The sequence below is a fragment of the Pseudomonas sp. Irchel 3E20 genome (genome assembly GCF_900187645.1).
GTDB lineage: Bacteria > Pseudomonadota > Gammaproteobacteria > Pseudomonadales > Pseudomonadaceae > Aquipseudomonas.
Genome location: NZ_FYEE01000011.1, coordinates 1 through 17,848, shown reverse-complemented (window position 1 = coordinate 17,848; position 17,848 = coordinate 1). Strand labels below are relative to the sequence as shown.

At 62.5% G+C, this 17,848-nt stretch carries 12 protein-coding genes; 5 read left to right on the top strand and 7 right to left on the bottom strand.

The window, feature by feature from the left end; translation table 11 throughout:
* The first annotated feature begins 131 nt into the window (after nucleotides 1-131).
* Nucleotides 132-653: a DUF3617 domain-containing protein gene (locus CKW13_RS18630; RefSeq protein ID WP_095110103.1), complete on the top strand. Its 522-nt coding sequence runs from the start codon at nucleotides 132-134 to the stop codon at nucleotides 651-653.
* 39 nt (nucleotides 654-692) lie between these two features.
* Here the strand turns inward: CKW13_RS18630 and CKW13_RS18625 are convergent, their stop codons facing one another.
* Genes CKW13_RS18625 through folE2 form a run of 4 tightly spaced genes read right to left on the bottom strand, consistent with a single transcriptional unit; the run spans nucleotide 693 to nucleotide 4,551 of the window.
* Nucleotides 693-1,718 (bottom strand): His/Gly/Thr/Pro-type tRNA ligase C-terminal domain-containing protein, encoded by a 1,026-nt coding sequence (locus CKW13_RS18625; protein WP_095110101.1) that lies wholly within the window; start codon nucleotides 1,716-1,718, stop codon nucleotides 693-695.
* A gap of 39 nt (nucleotides 1,719-1,757) precedes the next feature.
* A complete protein-coding gene (locus CKW13_RS18620) occupies nucleotides 1,758-3,095 on the bottom strand; it encodes a dihydroorotase (protein ID WP_095110100.1) in 1,338 nt (445 codons plus the stop codon).
* 2 nt (nucleotides 3,096-3,097) lie between these two features.
* Nucleotides 3,098-3,658, bottom strand: a complete 561-nt coding sequence (locus CKW13_RS18615) for a carbonate dehydratase (protein WP_095110098.1) — start codon at nucleotides 3,656-3,658, stop codon at nucleotides 3,098-3,100.
* Nucleotides 3,655-4,551, bottom strand: a complete 897-nt coding sequence (gene folE2, locus CKW13_RS18610) for a GTP cyclohydrolase FolE2 (protein WP_095110096.1) — start codon at nucleotides 4,549-4,551, stop codon at nucleotides 3,655-3,657. The genes CKW13_RS18615 and folE2 overlap by 4 nt, the downstream gene beginning before the upstream one ends.
* A 158-nt stretch (nucleotides 4,552-4,709) precedes the next feature.
* Here folE2 and zigA point away from each other — a divergent pair, with 158 nt between their 5' ends.
* Genes zigA through blaOXA form a run of 3 tightly spaced genes read left to right on the top strand, consistent with a single transcriptional unit; the run spans nucleotide 4,710 to nucleotide 7,796 of the window.
* Nucleotides 4,710-5,909, top strand: coding sequence for a zinc metallochaperone GTPase ZigA (gene zigA, locus CKW13_RS18605; RefSeq protein ID WP_095110094.1), 1,200 nt, complete (start codon nucleotides 4,710-4,712; stop codon nucleotides 5,907-5,909).
* Nucleotides 5,910-5,963: 54 nt separating this feature from the next.
* Nucleotides 5,964-6,935: a CobW-like GTP-binding protein gene (locus CKW13_RS18600; protein WP_095110358.1), complete on the top strand. Its 972-nt coding sequence runs from the start codon at nucleotides 5,964-5,966 to the stop codon at nucleotides 6,933-6,935.
* Nucleotides 6,936-6,989: 54 nt separating this feature from the next.
* Nucleotides 6,990-7,796, top strand: coding sequence for a class D beta-lactamase (gene blaOXA / locus CKW13_RS18595; protein WP_095110092.1), 807 nt, complete (start codon nucleotides 6,990-6,992; stop codon nucleotides 7,794-7,796).
* Nucleotide 7,797: 1 nt separating this feature from the next.
* Here the strand turns inward: blaOXA and CKW13_RS18590 are convergent, their stop codons facing one another.
* Entirely contained in the window at nucleotides 7,798-8,193 is a 396-nt protein-coding gene (locus tag CKW13_RS18590; protein ID WP_095110090.1) for a DUF3301 domain-containing protein, read from the bottom strand.
* Nucleotides 8,194-8,307: 114 nt separating this feature from the next.
* Between CKW13_RS18590 and pdxY the strand changes: the two genes are divergently transcribed.
* On the top strand, nucleotides 8,308-9,180 hold the full coding sequence (pdxY, locus tag CKW13_RS18585; protein ID WP_095110088.1) for a pyridoxal kinase PdxY: 873 nt from the start codon (nucleotides 8,308-8,310) through the stop codon (nucleotides 9,178-9,180).
* 129 nt (nucleotides 9,181-9,309) lie between these two features.
* On the opposite strand, the gene CKW13_RS18580 is transcribed toward pdxY, so the two are convergent.
* On the bottom strand, nucleotides 9,310-9,648 hold the full coding sequence (locus CKW13_RS18580; RefSeq protein ID WP_095110086.1) for a tryptophan synthase subunit beta: 339 nt from the start codon (nucleotides 9,646-9,648) through the stop codon (nucleotides 9,310-9,312).
* Between the two features lie 149 nt (nucleotides 9,649-9,797).
* Complete coding sequence (locus tag CKW13_RS18575; protein WP_371856244.1) at nucleotides 9,798-17,846, bottom strand: immunoglobulin-like domain-containing protein; 8,049 nt, start codon at nucleotides 17,844-17,846, stop codon at nucleotides 9,798-9,800.
* Nucleotides 17,847-17,848 lie beyond the last annotated feature (2 nt).

The window sequence follows — 17,848 nt, the reverse complement described above, 5'->3', positions numbered from 1 at the left end:
GGGGCAACCTTGCTCCTGAAGATTCAATGCCTAACAGACCATGTTCCACGGCCGATGTCGCTATTTAATTGGCCGTGCAACCTAAGCCCGTGGCCGGCGTCTAACGGCCACTATCTTCTAGGAGTCATGCGATGAACGTTCGTCTGCTGGGTTTGGCCATGGCTGTTGGCTTGTCGCTTCCTGTCGCCGCCCAGGCGCAGATGCTGCAACCAGGTTTGTGGGAGTTGACCTCCAGCAACATGAAGGTCGACGACCAGAACCTGCCGGATTTGCAGTTGATCCTTGGCCAATTAAAGAACCAGATGACCCCCGAGCAGCAGGCGATGCTGGAGAAGCAGGGCATCACCATGGGCGGCAAAGGCATCCGCGTGTGCCTGACCCCTGAACAGGTAAAAACCGACAGCATTCCGCTGCAAGACCCGCAATCGGGCTGCCAGCAGCAAGTGACCGAGCGTAACGGCCAGCAGTGGAAGTTCCGCTTCAGTTGCCCCAAGGCCCAGGGCACGGGCGTGGCGCATTTCCTCAGCGACCGGGAGTTCACCACTAAAGTCAGCGGCACCTTCAACGCCGTCGGCCAACAGCAAAAAGGCAGCCTCGACACCCGCGCCGTGTGGTTGGGGCAGGAATGCGGGGCGGTCAAACCCCGCGCCTGATGTTCGCCGCCGTGGGGCTGCCGGGGTTGCGCAGCAGCCCTAAAAATCCTCCGCGCGACACAGCGGTTCAGGCGCGCCGCACACTCGCGCGCGGCCGCCCCCGCCTGCGAGCCGCTGCACAAAGCCCTCCACACTCATGCGCCCCAAATCTTCGCCCTCGTGGCTGCGCACGCTGACGAACCCGGCGCTCTGCTCCTTTTCGCCCACCACCAGCAGGTAGGGCACGTGCAGGGCACGGTGTTCGCGCAGTTTGTGGCTGATGTTCTCGTCGCGCAGGTCGCCCTTGGCCTGGATGCCGGCGCGGCGCAGGGCCTCGACTATCCCTTGGGCGTACTCGGCTTGGTCCTCGTTGATGCTCAGCACCACGGCTAGCGGCGGGCGGCTCCAGGTGTGCAGTTCCGCCGGCGACGGCCAGCAAGTGCCGTAGATGCGGTGCAGTACGCCGCTGGCCGAATGCAGGCTGCGCAGGTGGGTGAGGCTGAAGGCTTGCAGGATCGTACTCGATGGAATCAGCGGGCCGGGGTGGGGGGCGATGAAATCGACGAGCCGATACAGCGTCACCTGTGCGTCATCCGCCAGGGCGTGCAGTTGCTCCACGAAGTACGGCTCACGGCGCTGGCGGAACAACGCCAAGGCCTGCTCGCGGCTTGTCGGTTCGCGGCGAAAGGCGTGGTTGGTGGCCGCCAGGGCCTGCATGCGCGCTTGCAGGGCGGTCAGCGCGGCGTCGTCCAGGGCCTGGTCGCAGGCGAATTCATAGGAAAACCCATCCCCCAGCACCGCCCCGGCACGCAAGCGTGCGTGCGGGTACAGCTGCTTGACGGCCATGGCCAGCAGCAGCGCGCAGGAGTGGCGCAGGATCTCCAGCCCCTCGGGCTCGCGTGGGGTGATGATGCTGACGCGGGCGTCGCCCTCGATCATGAATGCACTGTGCACTTGCACGCCGTCCACCCGCCCGGCCACCGCTGCGCGGGCCAGGGGCAGGCTGATGCTGGCCGCCACCTCAAACACGGAAAGGGGCTGATCGTATTCACACAAGGAGCCGTCTGGCAGGGTGATGCGGATCATGGTCTAAGGCGCTCGGTAACGGTGGTCGGTAGAACGGATTTAACCCATGAACCGCAAAGGCAAACCCTGACAGCCGTCATGGATTCGGTTGTCATGCCAGGCAATTTGCCCGCTTACCAGCGTGGTGGCCACGCGATGGCGAAACGTTCGCCCGGCGAAAGGCGTCCAGCCGCACTGGGCAAGGATCGGCTGGTCGGCCACCGCCACGGGTGTGGGCTCGGCCCGGATCAGTACCAGGTCGGCCCAGTAGCCTTCACGCAGGTAACCGCGATCGGGAATCCGGAACAGATCCGCCACGCGGTGGCTGGTTTTGGCGACGAGTGTGGTCAGCGGCAACAGGCCATCGGCCACCAATTCCAGCAGCGCGGGCAGGGCGTGTTGTACCAAGGGTAGCCCGGCCGGCGCATCAAAATAGGGTAGTTGCTTCTGCGCCCAAGTGTGGGGCGCGTGGTCGCTGCCGATCACATCGAGGCGATCACTGAGCAGTGCCTGGCGCAGGGCATCGCGGTCGGCGAGGCTTTTGATCGCTGGGTTGCATTTGATGAGGTTGCCCAGGCGCGGGTAGTCGCGGTCGTCGAACAGCAAATGGTGCAGGCACACCTCCGCGGTGATGCGTTTGTGGGCCAGGGGTTTGTCCTCGAACAGCGCCAGCTCGCGGGCGGTGGTCAGGTGCAGCACGTGCAACCGGGTGCCGTGGCGCTTGGCCAGGTCCACCGCCAGGGACGAGGAGCGAAAGCACGCCTCAGCGTTGCGGACCAACGGGTGCGCGGCGGCGGGGATGCGCTCGCCGAACAGCGCCCGCAGGTTCGCCTCGTTGGCCTGGATGCTCGGCGTGTGCTCGCAGTGGGCCAGCAGCACAGTGGGCACGTTGGCGAATAGGCGCTCCAGCACTTGTGGGTCGTCCACCAGCATCTGCCCGGTGGAGGCGCCCATGAACACCTTCACCCCGGCCACCGTGCACGGGTCGAGGGCGGCCACGGTGTCGAGGTTGTCGTGGCTGACACCAAAGTGGAAACCGTAGTTGGCCACCGAGTGCAGGGCGGCGCGGCGCTTTTTGTCGTCCAGGGCGGCCAGGCTCAGGGTGGCGGGCGCGGTGTTGGGCATGTCCATGTAGCTGGTGATGCCCCCGGCCACGGCGGCCCGCGACTCGCTGTAGAAGCTGCCTTTGTCGGGCGCGCCCGGTTCGCGAAAGTGCACCTGGTCGTCGATCATCCCCGGTAGCAGCCATTGGCCCTGGGCGTCGATTTCTACCTGGGCGTTTGCGCCGCTGATGCTGCGGGCGATTTTCACGATGCGGCCGTGATCCACCCACAAGTCGGCGTCGAATTCGCAGCCCTCGTTGACCAACCTGGCGTTGCGGATCAGCACGCTGGCCATGGTCAAAACTCGTTCTGCAGGGCTTTGTAGCCGCGCACCAGATCGACGTTGGTGCGCGCCACGTCTTCGGAGAACTCCGAGGCGCTGACGCTGACCGGTGCGAACTGCGAGAGGTCGGTATTGGGCCCGATGCGGGTGGTGGAGGGCACGTAGAAGTCCGGTGGCAGGTCGCGGCCATCGACCACCGAGTTGTGCCGCACCACGCAGCCGTCGGCCACGGCGCAGTTGAACAGCACGCTGTTGAAACCGATGAACACCCGGTCGCCCACCGAGCACGGGCCGTGAACGATGGAGCGGTGGGCGATAGAGGTGAACTGGCCGATGGTCACCGCCGCGCCGGATTTAGAGTGGATCACCACGCCGTCCTGGATGTTGGAGTTGGCGCCGATGGTGATCGGGTCCATGGCGCCTTGGGCGTCCACTTCGTCGGCGCGGATCACGGCGTAGGGGCCGACGAAGACGTTTTCGCCGATCACCACTTTGCCGCAGATGATCGCGGTCTTGTCCACGTAGGCGGATTCGGCAATCACCGGCAAATCGCCGGACGGGTTTTTGCGGATCATGCCGCCCCCCAATTCCAGCGGCTTTCGGCCACGGCGTCGTGGGCGTGCAGGCTTTCGGCGTGGGTTACCCGCAGGCGAAAACCGTTGACCCCGGGCGAGCGCTTCAGCGCCAGGTGCAGGCGCCGCGCGGCGTCTTCGCAGAACATCAGGTTTTGCCCGTTGGCCAGGGCGAAGGCTTGCTCGTCGGCGCGTTTCACTGCGGTTTGCACCGCGGTGCCGAGGGCGGCTTCGGCGTCGTTGATAAGGGCGATCAGCGGCAGGCCGTCGAGGTAATCGCCCAGGCGCAGGTGCAAACGGGCGGTGCTGCGCTGGCTGTGGGGCGTGGCGAGAATGCCCTGGGTGGAGCCGAGCCACGCGAGAACATCGGCGTGGTGCAGGGGCTTTTGCGCGAAGTCGTCGACGAACTGCTGCTGGATCAACTGCCGCGACAACGCCGCCGAACAGGGGCAAGTGGAGGAGTAGACCACGTCGATTTTTAGTTCCACGTGGAACATTGCGTTTTCTAGCCGCGCTTCGATGACCACCGGGTAGGTTTTCCAACCGGCCAAGGGGCTGACCAGTGCGGGCCGTTTAAGCAGTAAATCGAGGTGAATGCGCAAAGACGCGGCGTTGGATAAACCGGTGTGGCTATCGAGAAACCGCTGCAAAACTTCACGCAACAGCGCGGGGGAAAGGGTTTGCTGTTCGAGCATTTCCAGGGCCAGGTACAGGCGCGACATGTGAATGCCTCGCGCTTGGCCGTCGTCCAGGCTCACGCCCGCGTCGGCCCTGGCGCTGATGCGCTGGCCATCGAACACCACGGGAAGGGCAATGCCGCACATGCCTACCCAGTCCAGTGGCAAGGCTTGGCGTGAGGCCTGCGCGGCGATATCCGGCAGAGTCAGCGCGTTCATGGGGGGAGGTCCGTCGTGGCGGGAATTTTTGAATGTTACATTATAACTTTCCATTCGGTGGAAAATTTCTTACTGTTATGAAGTAACGTTTAGCCTTCCCTGCGCCGCGCACGTGTCATCCCTGTACGCCGACCGGCCGCCCCGATGAGGAACACCCCATGCCCCACCGCCTCCCCGTTACCGTGCTGTCCGGCTTTCTCGGCGCCGGCAAGAGCACGCTGCTCAACCATGTGCTGCGCAACCGCGACAACCTGCGGGTGGCGGTGATCGTCAACGATATGAGCGAGATCAACATCGATGGCAGCGAAGTCCAGCGCGATGTCAGCCTGAACCGCGCCGAAGAAAAACTCGTAGAGATGAGCAACGGCTGCATTTGCTGCACCCTGCGTGAAGACCTGCTCGAAGAGGTCAGCAAACTGGCCCGCGAGGGGCGGTTTGATTATTTATTGATCGAATCCACCGGCATCGCCGAGCCGCTGCCGGTGGCGGAAACCTTCACGTTCCGCGACGAACAGGGCCAGAGCCTGGCGGATCTGGCGCGCCTGGACACCATGGTTACGGTGGTCGATGGCCTGAATTTCCTGCTGGACTACCAGGCCGCCGACAGCCTCGCCTCCCGAGGTGAAACCCTGGGGGAAGATGACGAACGCTCCATCACCGACCTGCTGATCGAGCAGGTCGAGTTCGCCGATGTGATCCTCATCAGCAAGATCGACCTGATTGGCCAGAATGAGCGTGAGGAACTGCTGGCGATTTTGCGCCGGCTCAACACCCACGCCGAGATTCTGCCCATGGTCATGGGCGCGGTAGCGTTGGGGAAAATCCTCGACACCGGGCGTTTCGATTTTGAGCGCGCGGCCCTGGCGCCGGGGTGGCTCAAGGAGCTGCGCGGCGAGCACGTGCCGGAAACCGAGGAGTACGGCATTGCCTCCAGCGTTTATCGGGCGCGGCGGCCGTTCCATCCGCAGCGCTTCTACGACTTGATCGAGGGCCCCTGGCTCAATGGCAAATTGCTGCGCTCCAAGGGGTTCTTCTGGCTGGCCAGCAAGCCCGAGGATGCGGCGAGTTGGTCCCAGGCTGGCGGTTTGATGCGCCATGGCTTTGCCGGTAGCTGGTGGCGTTTTGTACCGCGCGAGCAGTGGCCCGAGGACGCCGAAAGCACGGCGGCGATCATGACCAATTGGTTGCCCGAAACCGGCGATTGCCGCCAGGAGTTGGTGTTTATCGGCCAGCACATCGATTTTGCCCGGCTCAATGCCGAGTTGGATGACTGCCTGCTCAATGACGCTGAAATGGCCCTGGGCGTTGAGGGGTGGCGGTCACTGGCCGACCCCTTTGGCCCCTGGTTCGACGCCTGAGGCGTGATGGGCGTAGCATCGGCTCCCTTCCCCTTGCGCAGACAGTTGCACGCCATGCTGCAGAACATTCCCACCCACGTGATTGCCGGGCCTTTGGGTGCCGGCAAAACCAGCCTGATCCGGCACTTGATGGCCCAGCGCCCGGCCCATGAACGCTGGGCGGTGCTCATCAACGAGTTTGGCCAGATCGGCCTGGACGCGGCCCTGCTGACCCGGGATGAGGATGGCGTGGCCCTGGGGGAAGTCGCCGGGGGCTGTTTGTGCTGTGTGAACGGGGCGCCGTTCCAGGTGGGGCTGGGCCGCTTGCTGCGTAAGGCACGGCCGGACCGCTTGTTTATCGAGCCTTCGGGCCTGGGCCACCCAGCGCAGTTGTTGCGCCAGTTGCGTGAGGCGCCGTGGCAGGGCGTGTTGGCGGTGCAGCCGTGCGTGCTGGTGCTCGATGCCCAGGCGTTGGCCCGCGGCAAACCCCTGCCCGACGCCCAGCAACAAGCGCTGGGCAGCGCTGGGTTGCTGGTGTTGAACAAGGACGAAGGCTTGCTGGAGGCTGATCGCCAGCGCATTGCCAGCCAATTGCCCTCTGTACCGCTGCGCTGGACGCGCCAAGCGGCGTTGGCCTTGAGTGAGCTTCCCGGTGGGCAGGCGACAGCGGGCGCGCCCCTGGCACATTTCGCGGTGCCCCAAGGGCTGGCGCAGCTCCCGGCGATCTGGCGCGCGGTGGACGTGCCGATCTGCCTCAGCCAGCAACAGGAGGGTGGCTGGAGCATTGGCTGGCGCTGGCACCCGAGCCAGGTATTTGACTGCGCTGGGCTGGACGCCTGGTTGGCGGGGCTTGCGTGGCGGCGGGCCAAGTTGATTGTCCACAGCCCGCAGGGGTGGAGGTCGGCCAATGCACTAGACCGCGAAAACCTGGCATGGCAGCCCAGCGAATGGCGCCAGGACTCGCGCATCGAGCTGATTTTCGATCGGGAGCAAGATACGGTCGCGCTGACTCGTGCCCTGGTGGCCATTCGGCTAGGTCCGCTTTAAGCGCCCGTCAGGGTTGGAGTAAGGTGCGCCTCTGCGTATTTTTGAGGATTGCCCATGGCGAAGTCTTTTGTAGCAAGCGGGCTGTTGATCCTTGCCGCGTTGTTCACCACGTCCGTGCAGGCGCTGGAGTTCAAATCCAGCCCGGCAGTGGCGGGGATTTTCGCGGCGGCCAAGGTCAAGGGCACGTTCGTGCTGTACGACGTCAGCGCCGCCACCTTCACCGGCGTCGATGCCGAGCGCGCCGCCACGCGGTATTACCCGGCCTCGACCTTCAAGATCCCCAACAGCCTGATCGGCCTGGCCAGCGGCGCGGTGAGCAGTGTTGACGAGGTGCTGCCCTACGGCGGCCAGCCGCAATTCATCAAGAGTTGGGAGCAGGACATGGGCCTGCGCGAGGCCATCAAAATCTCCAACCTGGCGGTGTACAAGGAACTGGCCCGGCGCATAGGCCTGGCGCGCATGCAGGCGGGTGTGCGGGCATTGGGGTATGGCAATGGTGAGGTTGGCACCCGCGTCGACACCTTTTGGCTCGATGGGCCGCTGCAGATCAGCGCCGTGGAGCAGGCGCGCTTTTTGGCGGCGTTGGCCCAGGGGCAATTGCCGTTCCCGGCCGAGGCGCAGGCCAGCGTGCGTGAAATCACTGAGTTGGAAAAAGGCCCGGGTTGGACGCTGTACGGCAAGACCGGGTGGAACACCCGCTACACGCCAGGCCTGGGCTGGTGGGTGGGCTGGGTGGAGCAGGGCGGCAAGGTCTACAGCTTTGCGCTGAACATCGACATGCCCAACGGCATGGCCGACGCGCCCAAGCGTGTGGCGGTGGGCAAGGCCAGCCTCAAGGCCCTGGGGCTGCTGGCGCCTTGAGTCACTGGCGCCACTTGGTGTGTTCCTGGCGCCACTGGCTCAGTTCGATGACGTCGGCGCTGGGCGGCGGCGGTTCCTTGACCACGATCGGGTAGGGCGCCAGTTCGATGTGCGCGCTGTGGGCGCCAAATTGGGTGATGGTGCCGTTGTGGCGGGCTTCACCGGTGACGGTGAACTCGAAGGTGTAGATGCGCGCCAGGCGCCGCCGGCCATTGGCGTCCTTGACGATGCCGATGCGCTTGAGGGCGACGTTGCCGTCCAGCAGCTCGATGTCGAGCTTGGCGCAATGCTGCTTGACCCGCTCCAGTGCGCGCTCGCGCAAGCCGTGGTTGTGCCACAGCCAGGCGCCGCCGGTGGCCAGCAGCATCAGCACGAAGATATTTCCCAGGGTCAGCATGTGGTTCGCTCCAACAAGTTGCCGCCAGCTTAACTGCCTGCGCGCTCTGTCGTACAGGCTGTGTTTAGTCGCATACTGCGCGGCTTGAATGTCACCGGTTTACGGAAGTTACCCATGAAACGTACGCCCCATTTGCTCGCTATCCAGTCCCACGTAGTCTTCGGCCACGCCGGCAACAGTGCCGCGGTGTTCCCGATGCAGCGGGTTGGGGTGAATGTCTGGCCGCTCAACACCGTGCAGTTCTCCAACCACACCCAATACGGCCAGTGGGCGGGCGAAGTTTTGGCGCCGCAGCAGATCCCCGCGCTGGTGGAGGGCATCGCCGCCATTGGCGAATTGGGCCATTGCGACGCAGTGCTGTCGGGCTACCTGGGCAGTGCGGCCCAGGGGCGGGCGATCCTCACGGGCGTGGCGCGGATCAAGGCGATCAACCCCAAGGCGTTGTACCTGTGCGACCCGGTGATGGGCCACCCGGAAAAGGGCTGCATCGTGCCCGCCGAGGTCAGCGATTTCCTCTTGGAAGAGGCGGTGGCCATGGCCGATTTTCTGTGCCCCAACCAACTGGAGCTGGACAGCTTTTGCGGGCGCAAGCCGCAGTCGTTGTTCGATTGCCTGGCGATGGCGCGCTCGCTGTTGGCGCGCGGGCCTAAAGCGGTGCTGGTCAAGCATCTGGATTATCCGGGCAAGGTCGCGGACGGTTTTGAAATGCTGCTGGTGACGGCCGACGGCAACTGGCACCTGCGCCGGCCGCTGCTGGCGTTTCCGCGCCAACCGGTGGGGGTGGGGGATTTGACCTCCGGGCTGTTCCTCGCCCGGGTGCTGCTGGGCGACAGCTTGCTGGCGGCGTTCGAGTTCACCGCGGCGGCGGTGCATGAAGTGCTGCTGGAAACCCAGGCCTGCGCCAGCTATGAGCTGGAGCTGGTACGCGCCCAGGACCGCATCGCCCATCCGCGTGTGCGGTTCGAGGCGACGGCGATCAGTTTGTAACGCGCAAAAAACAGTGGGAGCGAGCCTGCTCGCGATAGCGGTGTATCGGCCCGCCACGTTTGGCGGTGATACAGGCATCGCGAGCAGGCTCGCTCCCACAGGGGTTGTGTTGCAATGCAGTAGCGGCCGTCAGATCAGCCCGGCTTCATCGTCATTAATCAGGCCACCCAGGCCACCCAAGGCTTCCCGCGCCTGGGTGCGGTCCATCAATTTGGCCTGCGCCGCCGGCGGCAGGTCGGTGACGCGAATCACCCCCTTGCTGGTCAGCACCTGAATCAAGTCGTCGAGTACCCGGATCATGTCCAGGTCGCTCTGTTTGAGTTGCTTGAGGCTGACTTCCACGGCTTCGTTGGCGTACCAGTCCTGGATTTCGTGGTTGTCGGCCGGCAGGGTTTCCGTCGCCTCGGCATAGGCGGTGGCTTCCACGCGGATCAACTGCCCTTGAGCATCGCGTTGCACGTAGAACATTGAGCATCCCTCATGTATGGACCAGCGTCGTGCTGTCAGCAGCATAGGCCAACTGGACGCGAGTATGCGGTGCAAAGCGCCGATCGTCACGGACGTGACGCGGCGAGCGAAGCCGGCGACCGCCCGGGTGGGCGGCCGCAGGGGCTCGATCAGTTGTTGTTGTGGTCGATCTTGATGGTCGGGTCGTTACCGGAAATCAGTGAGTTGAGGTTCACGTTAGACCAGTTGTTGCCTTCCAGTTTGATCGTCACATCCGCGTTGGCCATGCCGCCGGCATCATTGAGCTTGCCTTCGGAACTGACCTGCAGGGTGGAGACGCCTTCCACGGTGGTGATCTTGAGGAAGTTGTCGATGGTGCTGCCGCTTTCGCCCTGCAACAGGTCGCGCAGGTCGATACGGTCACCTTCACCGGCCTTGAAGTCCTTGATGACATCGTTGCCGGTGTCACCCGCGCGCCAGACGAAGGTATCGGCACCCGAACCGCCGATCAGGATGTCATTGCCCTGGCCGCCGATCAGTGTGTCGTTGCCCGTGCCGCCGAGCAGGATGTCGTTGCCTTTGCCACCGTCCAGGTAGTCGTTGCCGCCCTGGCCGAACAGGATGTCGTTGCCGGCACCACCCAGCAGGTTGTCTGCGCCGTCATGGGCGCCAGAGACGTCGAACTCGTTGTAATGCTCGGTGACGTACTGGTGCACATTGCTGGCGCTGACTTTGCTGACGTCCACCCCGGACTTCTGCGCGACATACGCCTGCATCGCCTGGTAACCCTCGCCGGAGATGCCGCCGAAGCTCACCAGGTCGCCGAAGATGATGTCATTGCCATCGCCGCCACTGACCTTGTCGGCACCCGGCAGGGTGGCCTCGGTGTGGCCGAGGATGGCGTTGGCCAGGTCGTTCGGGTTGATGTTGGTTTGCGGTTTGTTATCGCTGTCGAACGGGCTCAGGTCACCGGGCTTGATGCTGTTGTTCAGGCCAATCGCCTCGACGGTGGACAAGCCTTTGAGCAACAGGAAGCTGCTGGCCGAATCTTGACCGGTCCAGTAGTCGGTGCTGCTGCCCGCGCCTGCCTGGCGCGAGATTTCATAGGTGCCATCGCCCTGGGCGCGGATGGTGCCCAGGTTGCCGCTGTCCTTGTACCAGTTGCCTCTCCAGTCCTGGGAGTAGCTGTTGACCTTGCCGCTGCTGGTGACCAGCACGTAGTTGGTGCCGCCCAGGTTGATGTAGGCGGTGTCACCCAACTTGTAGTTGTTCACGTTCAGGTAGTCGTCCAGACGCATATCGGTGCCGCTGTAGGAGTCGGCCACGATAGGGTTGGGCGATTCGCCGGTTTGGTAGAACGTCGGCTTACCGTCGGTGATGAAGTAGGTCAGGTTTTCCGCACCCGCGTTGCCCTTGGCCATGGTGCTTTGGAAGAAGTTGGCCGTGGTCTTGAACGCATCTTCATAGTTCGTGCCGCCGTTGGCGTACATGCCCTTGATGATGTCGCCCAGTTTGCTCAGGGCCAGTGGGTCCTTCAGGTTGATCGCGATGCTGGAATTGACCTGGTCGGAGAAGGTGGTCAGGAAGATGTTCACCGTCCCCGAGGTGCTGCTGCCCAGGCTGTCCTGCAACGTCTTGAACATGTTGGTCATGGACGTTTTGGCGGCGGCGATGGAGTCGTCCATGCTGCCCGAGGTGTCCATGATGAACGCGATGTTGTAGTTCTTGCCTTGCACCACGTTCAGGCCACCGATGTCGGCGACGATGATGTCGTTGCCATCGGTGCCGGGGATGGTGTCGTCGTTGGTGGTGCCGATGACCGGGTTGTACACCGCCGGGTGCACGGTGACCGGAATCGTCCCGGTGCTCACGGCCGAACCGCCGAGGGACTCGGTGGAGGTCGAGGTCACGGTCAGGTCGAACTTGCCGTTGTAGTACGGCGGTGGCGTCAGGGTCAGGCCGCCCAGGTTCCAACCGGTGACGTTGGCTTCGCCGGAGTCGCCCACGGTGAAGGTATGACCGGCGTCATCGCTGAGCACCATGCCTTTGGGGAAGCCGCTGATTTTCACACTCAGGCTTTCGGAGCCGTCGGTGTCGGTCAGCGCGGTGGTGATCGGGGAGATCTTCACCTGGCCGTTTTCCGCGCCTTCGTTGAGTTTGTAGCCCTCGTAGTAACCCTCGCCATTGGCACCGTGCAGGTCAGAAACCGACACGCCGGCGTTCACCAGGTCAGTGACCGTCGGGTACATCGGCAGGTTGGCCTTGCCCAAGTCGACCGGCGTGCTGCCGTTGATCGACAGGTTCACGTCATAGCTGCCCGCGCCGCTCTGGTTATGGTGGTAGACGTCCAGGGTGTAGTAGCCGCTGGTGGTTGGCTTGAACTCGCCGGTCAGCGCGCCGCCGTTGCCCCACAGGGCGCTGGCGACTTTCTGCCCGCCAATGGTCACCAACAGGCTGTCGTCGCCGGTGCCGGAGAAGGTGTAGGTCTTGCCCGCTTCCAGGAAGATCAAGCCCGAGGTTTTCGACGCGGTGCCCGCCGCCACATCGGCGCTGGACTGCACGTTGGTCACCAGGGTGCTGCTGTTGGGTTTACCCGCGGCGTCGATCACCGACTTGAGGGTGTCCGAAGGCGCGCCGTTGCCGTTGGTGCCCAGGCCGGCGAGGCCGGTCCAGACTTCCTTGGTCAGGCCGATGGAGGCCACGTTGTTGCCGGTGATGTTCAGCGTCGGGGCGTCAGCCTGCGGCGTGATGTCGACCTTGAGGGTCACTTCGTTGCCCAGGTTGAAGCCATCGTTTGGCTTGTACTTGATCTGCGCGTAGTCGGCCTGCTTGTTGCCCACGCCGGTGCCGCCGTAGCCATCGGCACCCGATTGGTTCGCGGACGGAGTGAACTTGAGCTTGCCCGCGGCGATATCCGCCTGGGTGATGGTCTGGCCTGCGCTGACCGCCACGCCGTTGAGCGTGAGCTTGCCGGCGGCGTTGTTCAGGTCGGTGATGGTGATGCTCAGCGGGCTGTCGCCATCGACATCGCTGACCTGGAAATCACCCCACTTGAGCGTCAGCGTGGTGTCTTCCACGCCAGTCACCTGGCCACCGACGGCCACAGGCGCGTGGTCGTTGTCGATGATGACGGTATCGACAAAAGACTTGCCCGCGTCGATGCCGATGTTCTCGAACTTGCCGCCACTGACCGAGTCGATGGTGACCTTGAAGTTCTCGGAACCCTCGACGAGCTTGTCATCGATGGTCGCCACGTTGAACCCGACGCTGGTGCTGTTGGCCGGGATCTTGACGGTCACCACACCGGTGAAGTCGGTGCCATCGATCGCGGTGCCGCTGTAGCGCAGGGTCACCGTGACATCGGCCAGCGGCTTGTCGCTCAGGGTCAAGGTGTAATGGGCGGTGCCGCCTTCAACCACCGACGTGTCGCCGGAGATGCCGACAGTCACCAGGTCACCCTGGCCGGCCGGTTCATCGGTGACCGTGGTGGTTTTGGTGGCTTGGTCGAGGGTCAGTTTCTCGAAGCGATCCGCGCCCTCACCAGTGACGGTTTCCAGCTTGTTGACCATCGGCTGTTGGCCGCCGGTGAACACGTCATCCTTGGCATAGACAGTAGCGCTGCCGCTGGTGCCGTTGGCCGGGATACGCACGATGGTGCCGTCGGTGAGCTTGAACTCCAGCGGGCCGTGGTTAGCCATCGGCATGCCGGCGGCGTTGGTCAGGGTCACGGTGTAAGTCACTGCACCACCTTCGGCCACCGAGGACTTGTCCACGGTGAGCTTGGCAGTGACTTCGGTTTCGGTGTCGTTAACCTTCACCGAGGTGTCGTTGCCGATCACCAGGTTCTCGAAGGACTTGCCGGCAACGGTGGCGGTCTGGATGCCCATCGGCACGGTTTCGCCGTCTTTGTAGACGTCGTCGCCTTGCGCGGCACGCTCGTAAGGAACGCTCAGTTCGCCAGCCTTGATAACCACGACTGCGCCGTTTTTCAGGGTCACGGTGAGGTCGTAATCCAGTTTCTGGCTGACGCTGACGGTGAATTTCTGTGCCTGGTTTTCAAACACAGGGCCATCGCCCGTGATGCTGACGGTGACCTTGTCACCCTGGCCGGTCGGTTCATCAGTGACCGTGGTGGTTTTGGTGGCTTGATCGAGGGTCAGTTTCTCGAAGCGATCCGCGCCCTCACCAGTGACGGTTTCCAGCTTGTTGACCATCGGCTGTTGGCCGCCGGTGAACACGTCATCCTTGGCATAGACAGTAGCGCTGCCGCTGGTGCCGTTGGCCGGGATGCGCACGATGGTGCCGTCGGTGAGCTTGAACTCCAGCGGGCCGTGGTTAGCCATCGGCATGCCGGCGGCGTTGGTCAGGGTCACGGTGTAGGTGACTGCGCCACCTTCGGCTACCGAGGACTTGTCCACGGTGAGCTTGGCAGTGACTTCGGTTTCGGTGTCGTTGACCTTCACCGAGGTGTCGTTGCCGATCACCAGGTTTTCGAAGGACTTGCCGGCAACGGTGGCGGTCTGGATGCCCATCGGTACGGTTTCGCCGTCTTTGTAGACGTCGTCGCCTTGCGCCGCGCGCTCGTAAGGAACGCTCAACTCGCCAGCCTTGATGACCACAACTGCGCCGTTCTTGAGGGTCACGGTCAAATCGTGATCCAACTTCTGGCTGACGCTGACGGTGAACTTCTGCGCTTGGTTCTCGAAGACTGGACCGTCGCCCGCGATGCTCACGGTGACTTTGTCGCCTTCACCGGTCGGCTGATCGGTAACGGTAGTGGTGTGCTCTTTCGGATCGAGAGTCAGTTTCTCGAAGTCATCGGCGCCATCAACCCCAACCAGTTTGTTCACCAGGGACGGTTGGCCGCCAGTGAACACGTCATTGGTGGTTTGGACGACCGCAGTGCCGGTGGTTTCGCCTGCTTTGACGGAGATTTTGGTGCCGTCGCTCAGGGTGAAGGTCAGCGGGCCGTGGCTCTCCATCGGCAGGCCGGCTTTGTTGGTCAAGGTAACGGTGTAGGTGACATCGCCGCCTTCGGTGACGGTGGTTTTGTCCACGGTCAGGGTGGCGACCACTTCGGTTTCGGTGTCATTCACAACAACCGAGGCATCACCGCCGATCACCAGGTTTTCGAAGGATTTGCCGTCAACAGTGGCGGTGTCGATGCCCATGGGCACTGTTTCGCCGTCTTTGTAGACGTCATCGCCTTGAGCAGCACGTTCGTACGGAACGCTCAACTCGCCAGCCTTGATAACCACGACTGCGCCGTTCTTGAGGGTCACGGTCAAATCGTGATCCAACTTCTGGCTGACGCTGACGGTGAACTTCTGAGCCTGGTTTTCGAAGACTGGACCGTCGCCAGTGATCGAAACAGTCACCTTGTCGCCTTCACCGGTCGGCTGATCGGTAACGGTAGTGGTGTGCTCTTTCGGATCGAGAGTCAGTTTCTCGAAGTCATCGGCGCCATCAACCCCAACCAGTTTGTTCACCAGGGACGGTTGGCCGCCAGTGAACACGTCGTTGGTGGTTTGAACGACCGCAGTACCGGTGGTTTCGCCGGCCTTAACGTTAATTTTGGTGCCGTCGCTGAGGGTGAAGGTCAGTGGACCATGGCTCTCCATCGGCAGACCGGCTTTGTTGGTCAGCGTGACGGTGTAGGTCACGTCGCCGCCTTCGGTGACGGTGGTTTTATCCACAGTCAGGGTGGCAACCACTTCGGTTTCGGTGTCGTTCACGACTACCGAAGCATCACCGCCGATCACCAGGTTTTCGAAAGATTTGCCGTCAACGGTGGCGGTGTCGATGCCCATGGGCACGGTTTCGCCATCTTTGTAGACGTCATCGCCTTGAGCAGCGCGCTCGTAAGGAACGCTCAACTCGCCAGCCTTGATAACGACAACAGCGCCGTTTTTCAGGGTCACGGTGAGGTCATGGTCGAGTTTTTGGCTGACCGAAACGGTGAATTTCTGTGCTTGGTTCTCGAAGACCGGACCATCGCCAGTGATCGAAACAGTCACCTTGTCACCTTCGCCGGTCGGCTGATCGGTAACGGTGGTGGTGTGTTCTTTCGGATCGAGGGTCAGTTTCTCGAAGTCATCGGCGCCATCAACACCGACGAGTTTGTTGACCAGCGAAGGTTGGCCGCCGGTGAACACGTCGTTGGTGGTTTGGACGACCGCAGTACCGGTGGTTTCGCCGGCCTTAACAGAGATTTTGGTGCCGTCGCTCAGGGTGAACGTCAGCGGGCCGTGGCTCTCCATCGGCAGGCCGGCTTTGTTGGTCAGCGTGACGGTGTAAGTCACGTCGCCGCCTTCGGTGACGGTGGTTTTATCCACAGTCAGGGTGGCGACCACTTCGGTTTCGGTGTCGTTCACAACAACCGAAGCATCGCCGCCGATCACCAGGTTTTCGAAGGACTTGCCGTCCACGGTGGCGGTGTCGATGCCCATTGGCACGGTTTCGCCGTCTTTGTAGACGTCATCGCCTTGAGCAGCACGTTCGTACGGAACGCTCAACTCGCCAGCCTTGATAACCACGACTGCGCCGTTTTTCAGGGTCACGGTGAGGTCATGGTCGAGTTTTTGGCTGACCGAAACGGTGAATTTCTGTGCTTGGTTCTCGAAGACTGGGCCGTCGCCAGTGATCGAAACGGTCACCTTGTCACCTTCGCCGGTTGGCTGATCGGTAACGGTGGTGGTGTGTTCTTTCGGATCGAGGGTCAGTTTCTCGAAGTCATCGGCGCCATCAACCCCAACCAGTTTGTTCACCAGCGACGGTTGGCCGCCAGTGAACACGTCATTGGTGGTTGGGACGACCGCAGTACCGGTGGTTTCGCCGGCTTTGACGGAGATTTTGGTGCCGTCGCTGAGGGTGAAGGTCAGCGGGCCGTGGCTCTCCATCGGCAGGCCGGCTTTGTTGGTCAGCGTGACGGTGTAAGTCACGTCGCCGCCTTCGGTGACGGTGGTTTTATCCACAGTCAGGGTGGCAACCACTTCGGTTTCGGTGTCGTTCACGACTACCGAAGCATCACCGCCGATCACCAGGTTTTCGAAGGATTTGCCGTCAACAGTGGCGGTATCGATGCCCATCGGCACGGTTTCGCCGTCTTTGTAGACGTCATCGCCTTGAGCAGCGCGCTCGTAAGGAACGCTCAACTCGCCAGCCTTGATAATCACGACTGCGCCGTTCTTGAGGGTCACGGTCAAATCGTGATCCAACTTCTGGCTGACGCTGACGGTGAATTTCTGCGCTTGGTTCTCGAAGACTGGGCCGTCGCCAGTGATCGAAACAGTCACCTTGTCGCCTTCGCCGGTTGGCTGATCGGTGACGGTGGTGGTGTGTTCTTTTGGATCGAGAGTCAGTTTCTCGAAGTCATCGGCGCCATCAACACCGACGAGTTTGTTCACCAGGGACGGTTGGCCACCAGTGAACACGTCGTTGGTGGTTTGAACCACGGCAGTACCGGTGGTTTCGCCTGCTTTGACGGAGATTTTGGTGCCGTCGCTCAGGGTGAACGTCAGCGGGCCGTGGCTTTCCATCGGCAGGCCAGCTTTGTTGGTCAGCGTGACGGTGTAAGTCACGTCGCCGCCTTCGGTGACGGTGGTTTTATCCACGGTCAGGGTGGCGACCACTTCGGTTTCGGTGTCGTTCACGACTACCGAAGCATCACCGCCGATCACCAGGTTCTCGAAGGATTTGCCGTCAACAGTGGCGGTGTCGATGCCCATGGGCACGGTTTCGCCGTCTTTATAGACGTCGTCGCCTTGAGCGGCACGCTCGTACGGAACGCTCAACTCGCCAGCCTTGATAACCACGACTGCGCCGTTCTTGAGGGTCACGGTCAAATCGTGATCCAACTTCTGGCTGACGCTGACGGTGAACTTCTGAGCCTGGTTTTCGAAGACCGGACCATCGCCAGTGATCGAAACAGTCACCTTGTCGCCTTCGCCGGTTGGCTGATCGGTAACGGTGGTGGTGTGCTCTTTCGGATCGAGAGTCAGTTTCTCGAAGTCATCGGCGCCATCAACCCCAACCAGTTTGTTCACCAGGGACGGTTGGCCGCCAGTGAACACGTCATTGGTGGTTTGGACGACCGCAGTACCGGTGGTTTCGCCTGCTTTGACGGAGATTTTGGTGCCGTCGCTCAGGGTGAACGTCAGCGGGCCATGGCTCTCCATCGGCAGGCCGGCTTTGTTGGTCAGCGTGACGGTGTAGGTCACGT

Coding starts and splice junctions, on each gene's coding strand:
- CKW13_RS18630 (WP_095110103.1), top strand. CDS start 132: ATGAACGTTCGTCTGCTGGGTTTGGCCATGGCTGTTGGCTTGTCGCTT.
- CKW13_RS18625 (WP_095110101.1), bottom strand. CDS start 1,718: ATGATCCGCATCACCCTGCCAGACGGCTCCTTGTGTGAATACGATCAG.
- CKW13_RS18620 (WP_095110100.1), bottom strand. CDS start 3,095: ATGGCCAGCGTGCTGATCCGCAACGCCAGGTTGGTCAACGAGGGCTGC.
- CKW13_RS18615 (WP_095110098.1), bottom strand. CDS start 3,658: ATGATCCGCAAAAACCCGTCCGGCGATTTGCCGGTGATTGCCGAATCC.
- folE2 (WP_095110096.1), bottom strand. CDS start 4,551: ATGAACGCGCTGACTCTGCCGGATATCGCCGCGCAGGCCTCACGCCAA.
- zigA (WP_095110094.1), top strand. CDS start 4,710: ATGCCCCACCGCCTCCCCGTTACCGTGCTGTCCGGCTTTCTCGGCGCC.
- CKW13_RS18600 (WP_095110358.1), top strand. CDS start 5,964: ATGCTGCAGAACATTCCCACCCACGTGATTGCCGGGCCTTTGGGTGCC.
- blaOXA (WP_095110092.1), top strand. CDS start 6,990: ATGGCGAAGTCTTTTGTAGCAAGCGGGCTGTTGATCCTTGCCGCGTTG.
- CKW13_RS18590 (WP_095110090.1), bottom strand. CDS start 8,193: ATGCTGACCCTGGGAAATATCTTCGTGCTGATGCTGCTGGCCACCGGC.
- pdxY (WP_095110088.1), top strand. CDS start 8,308: ATGAAACGTACGCCCCATTTGCTCGCTATCCAGTCCCACGTAGTCTTC.
- CKW13_RS18580 (WP_095110086.1), bottom strand. CDS start 9,648: ATGTTCTACGTGCAACGCGATGCTCAAGGGCAGTTGATCCGCGTGGAA.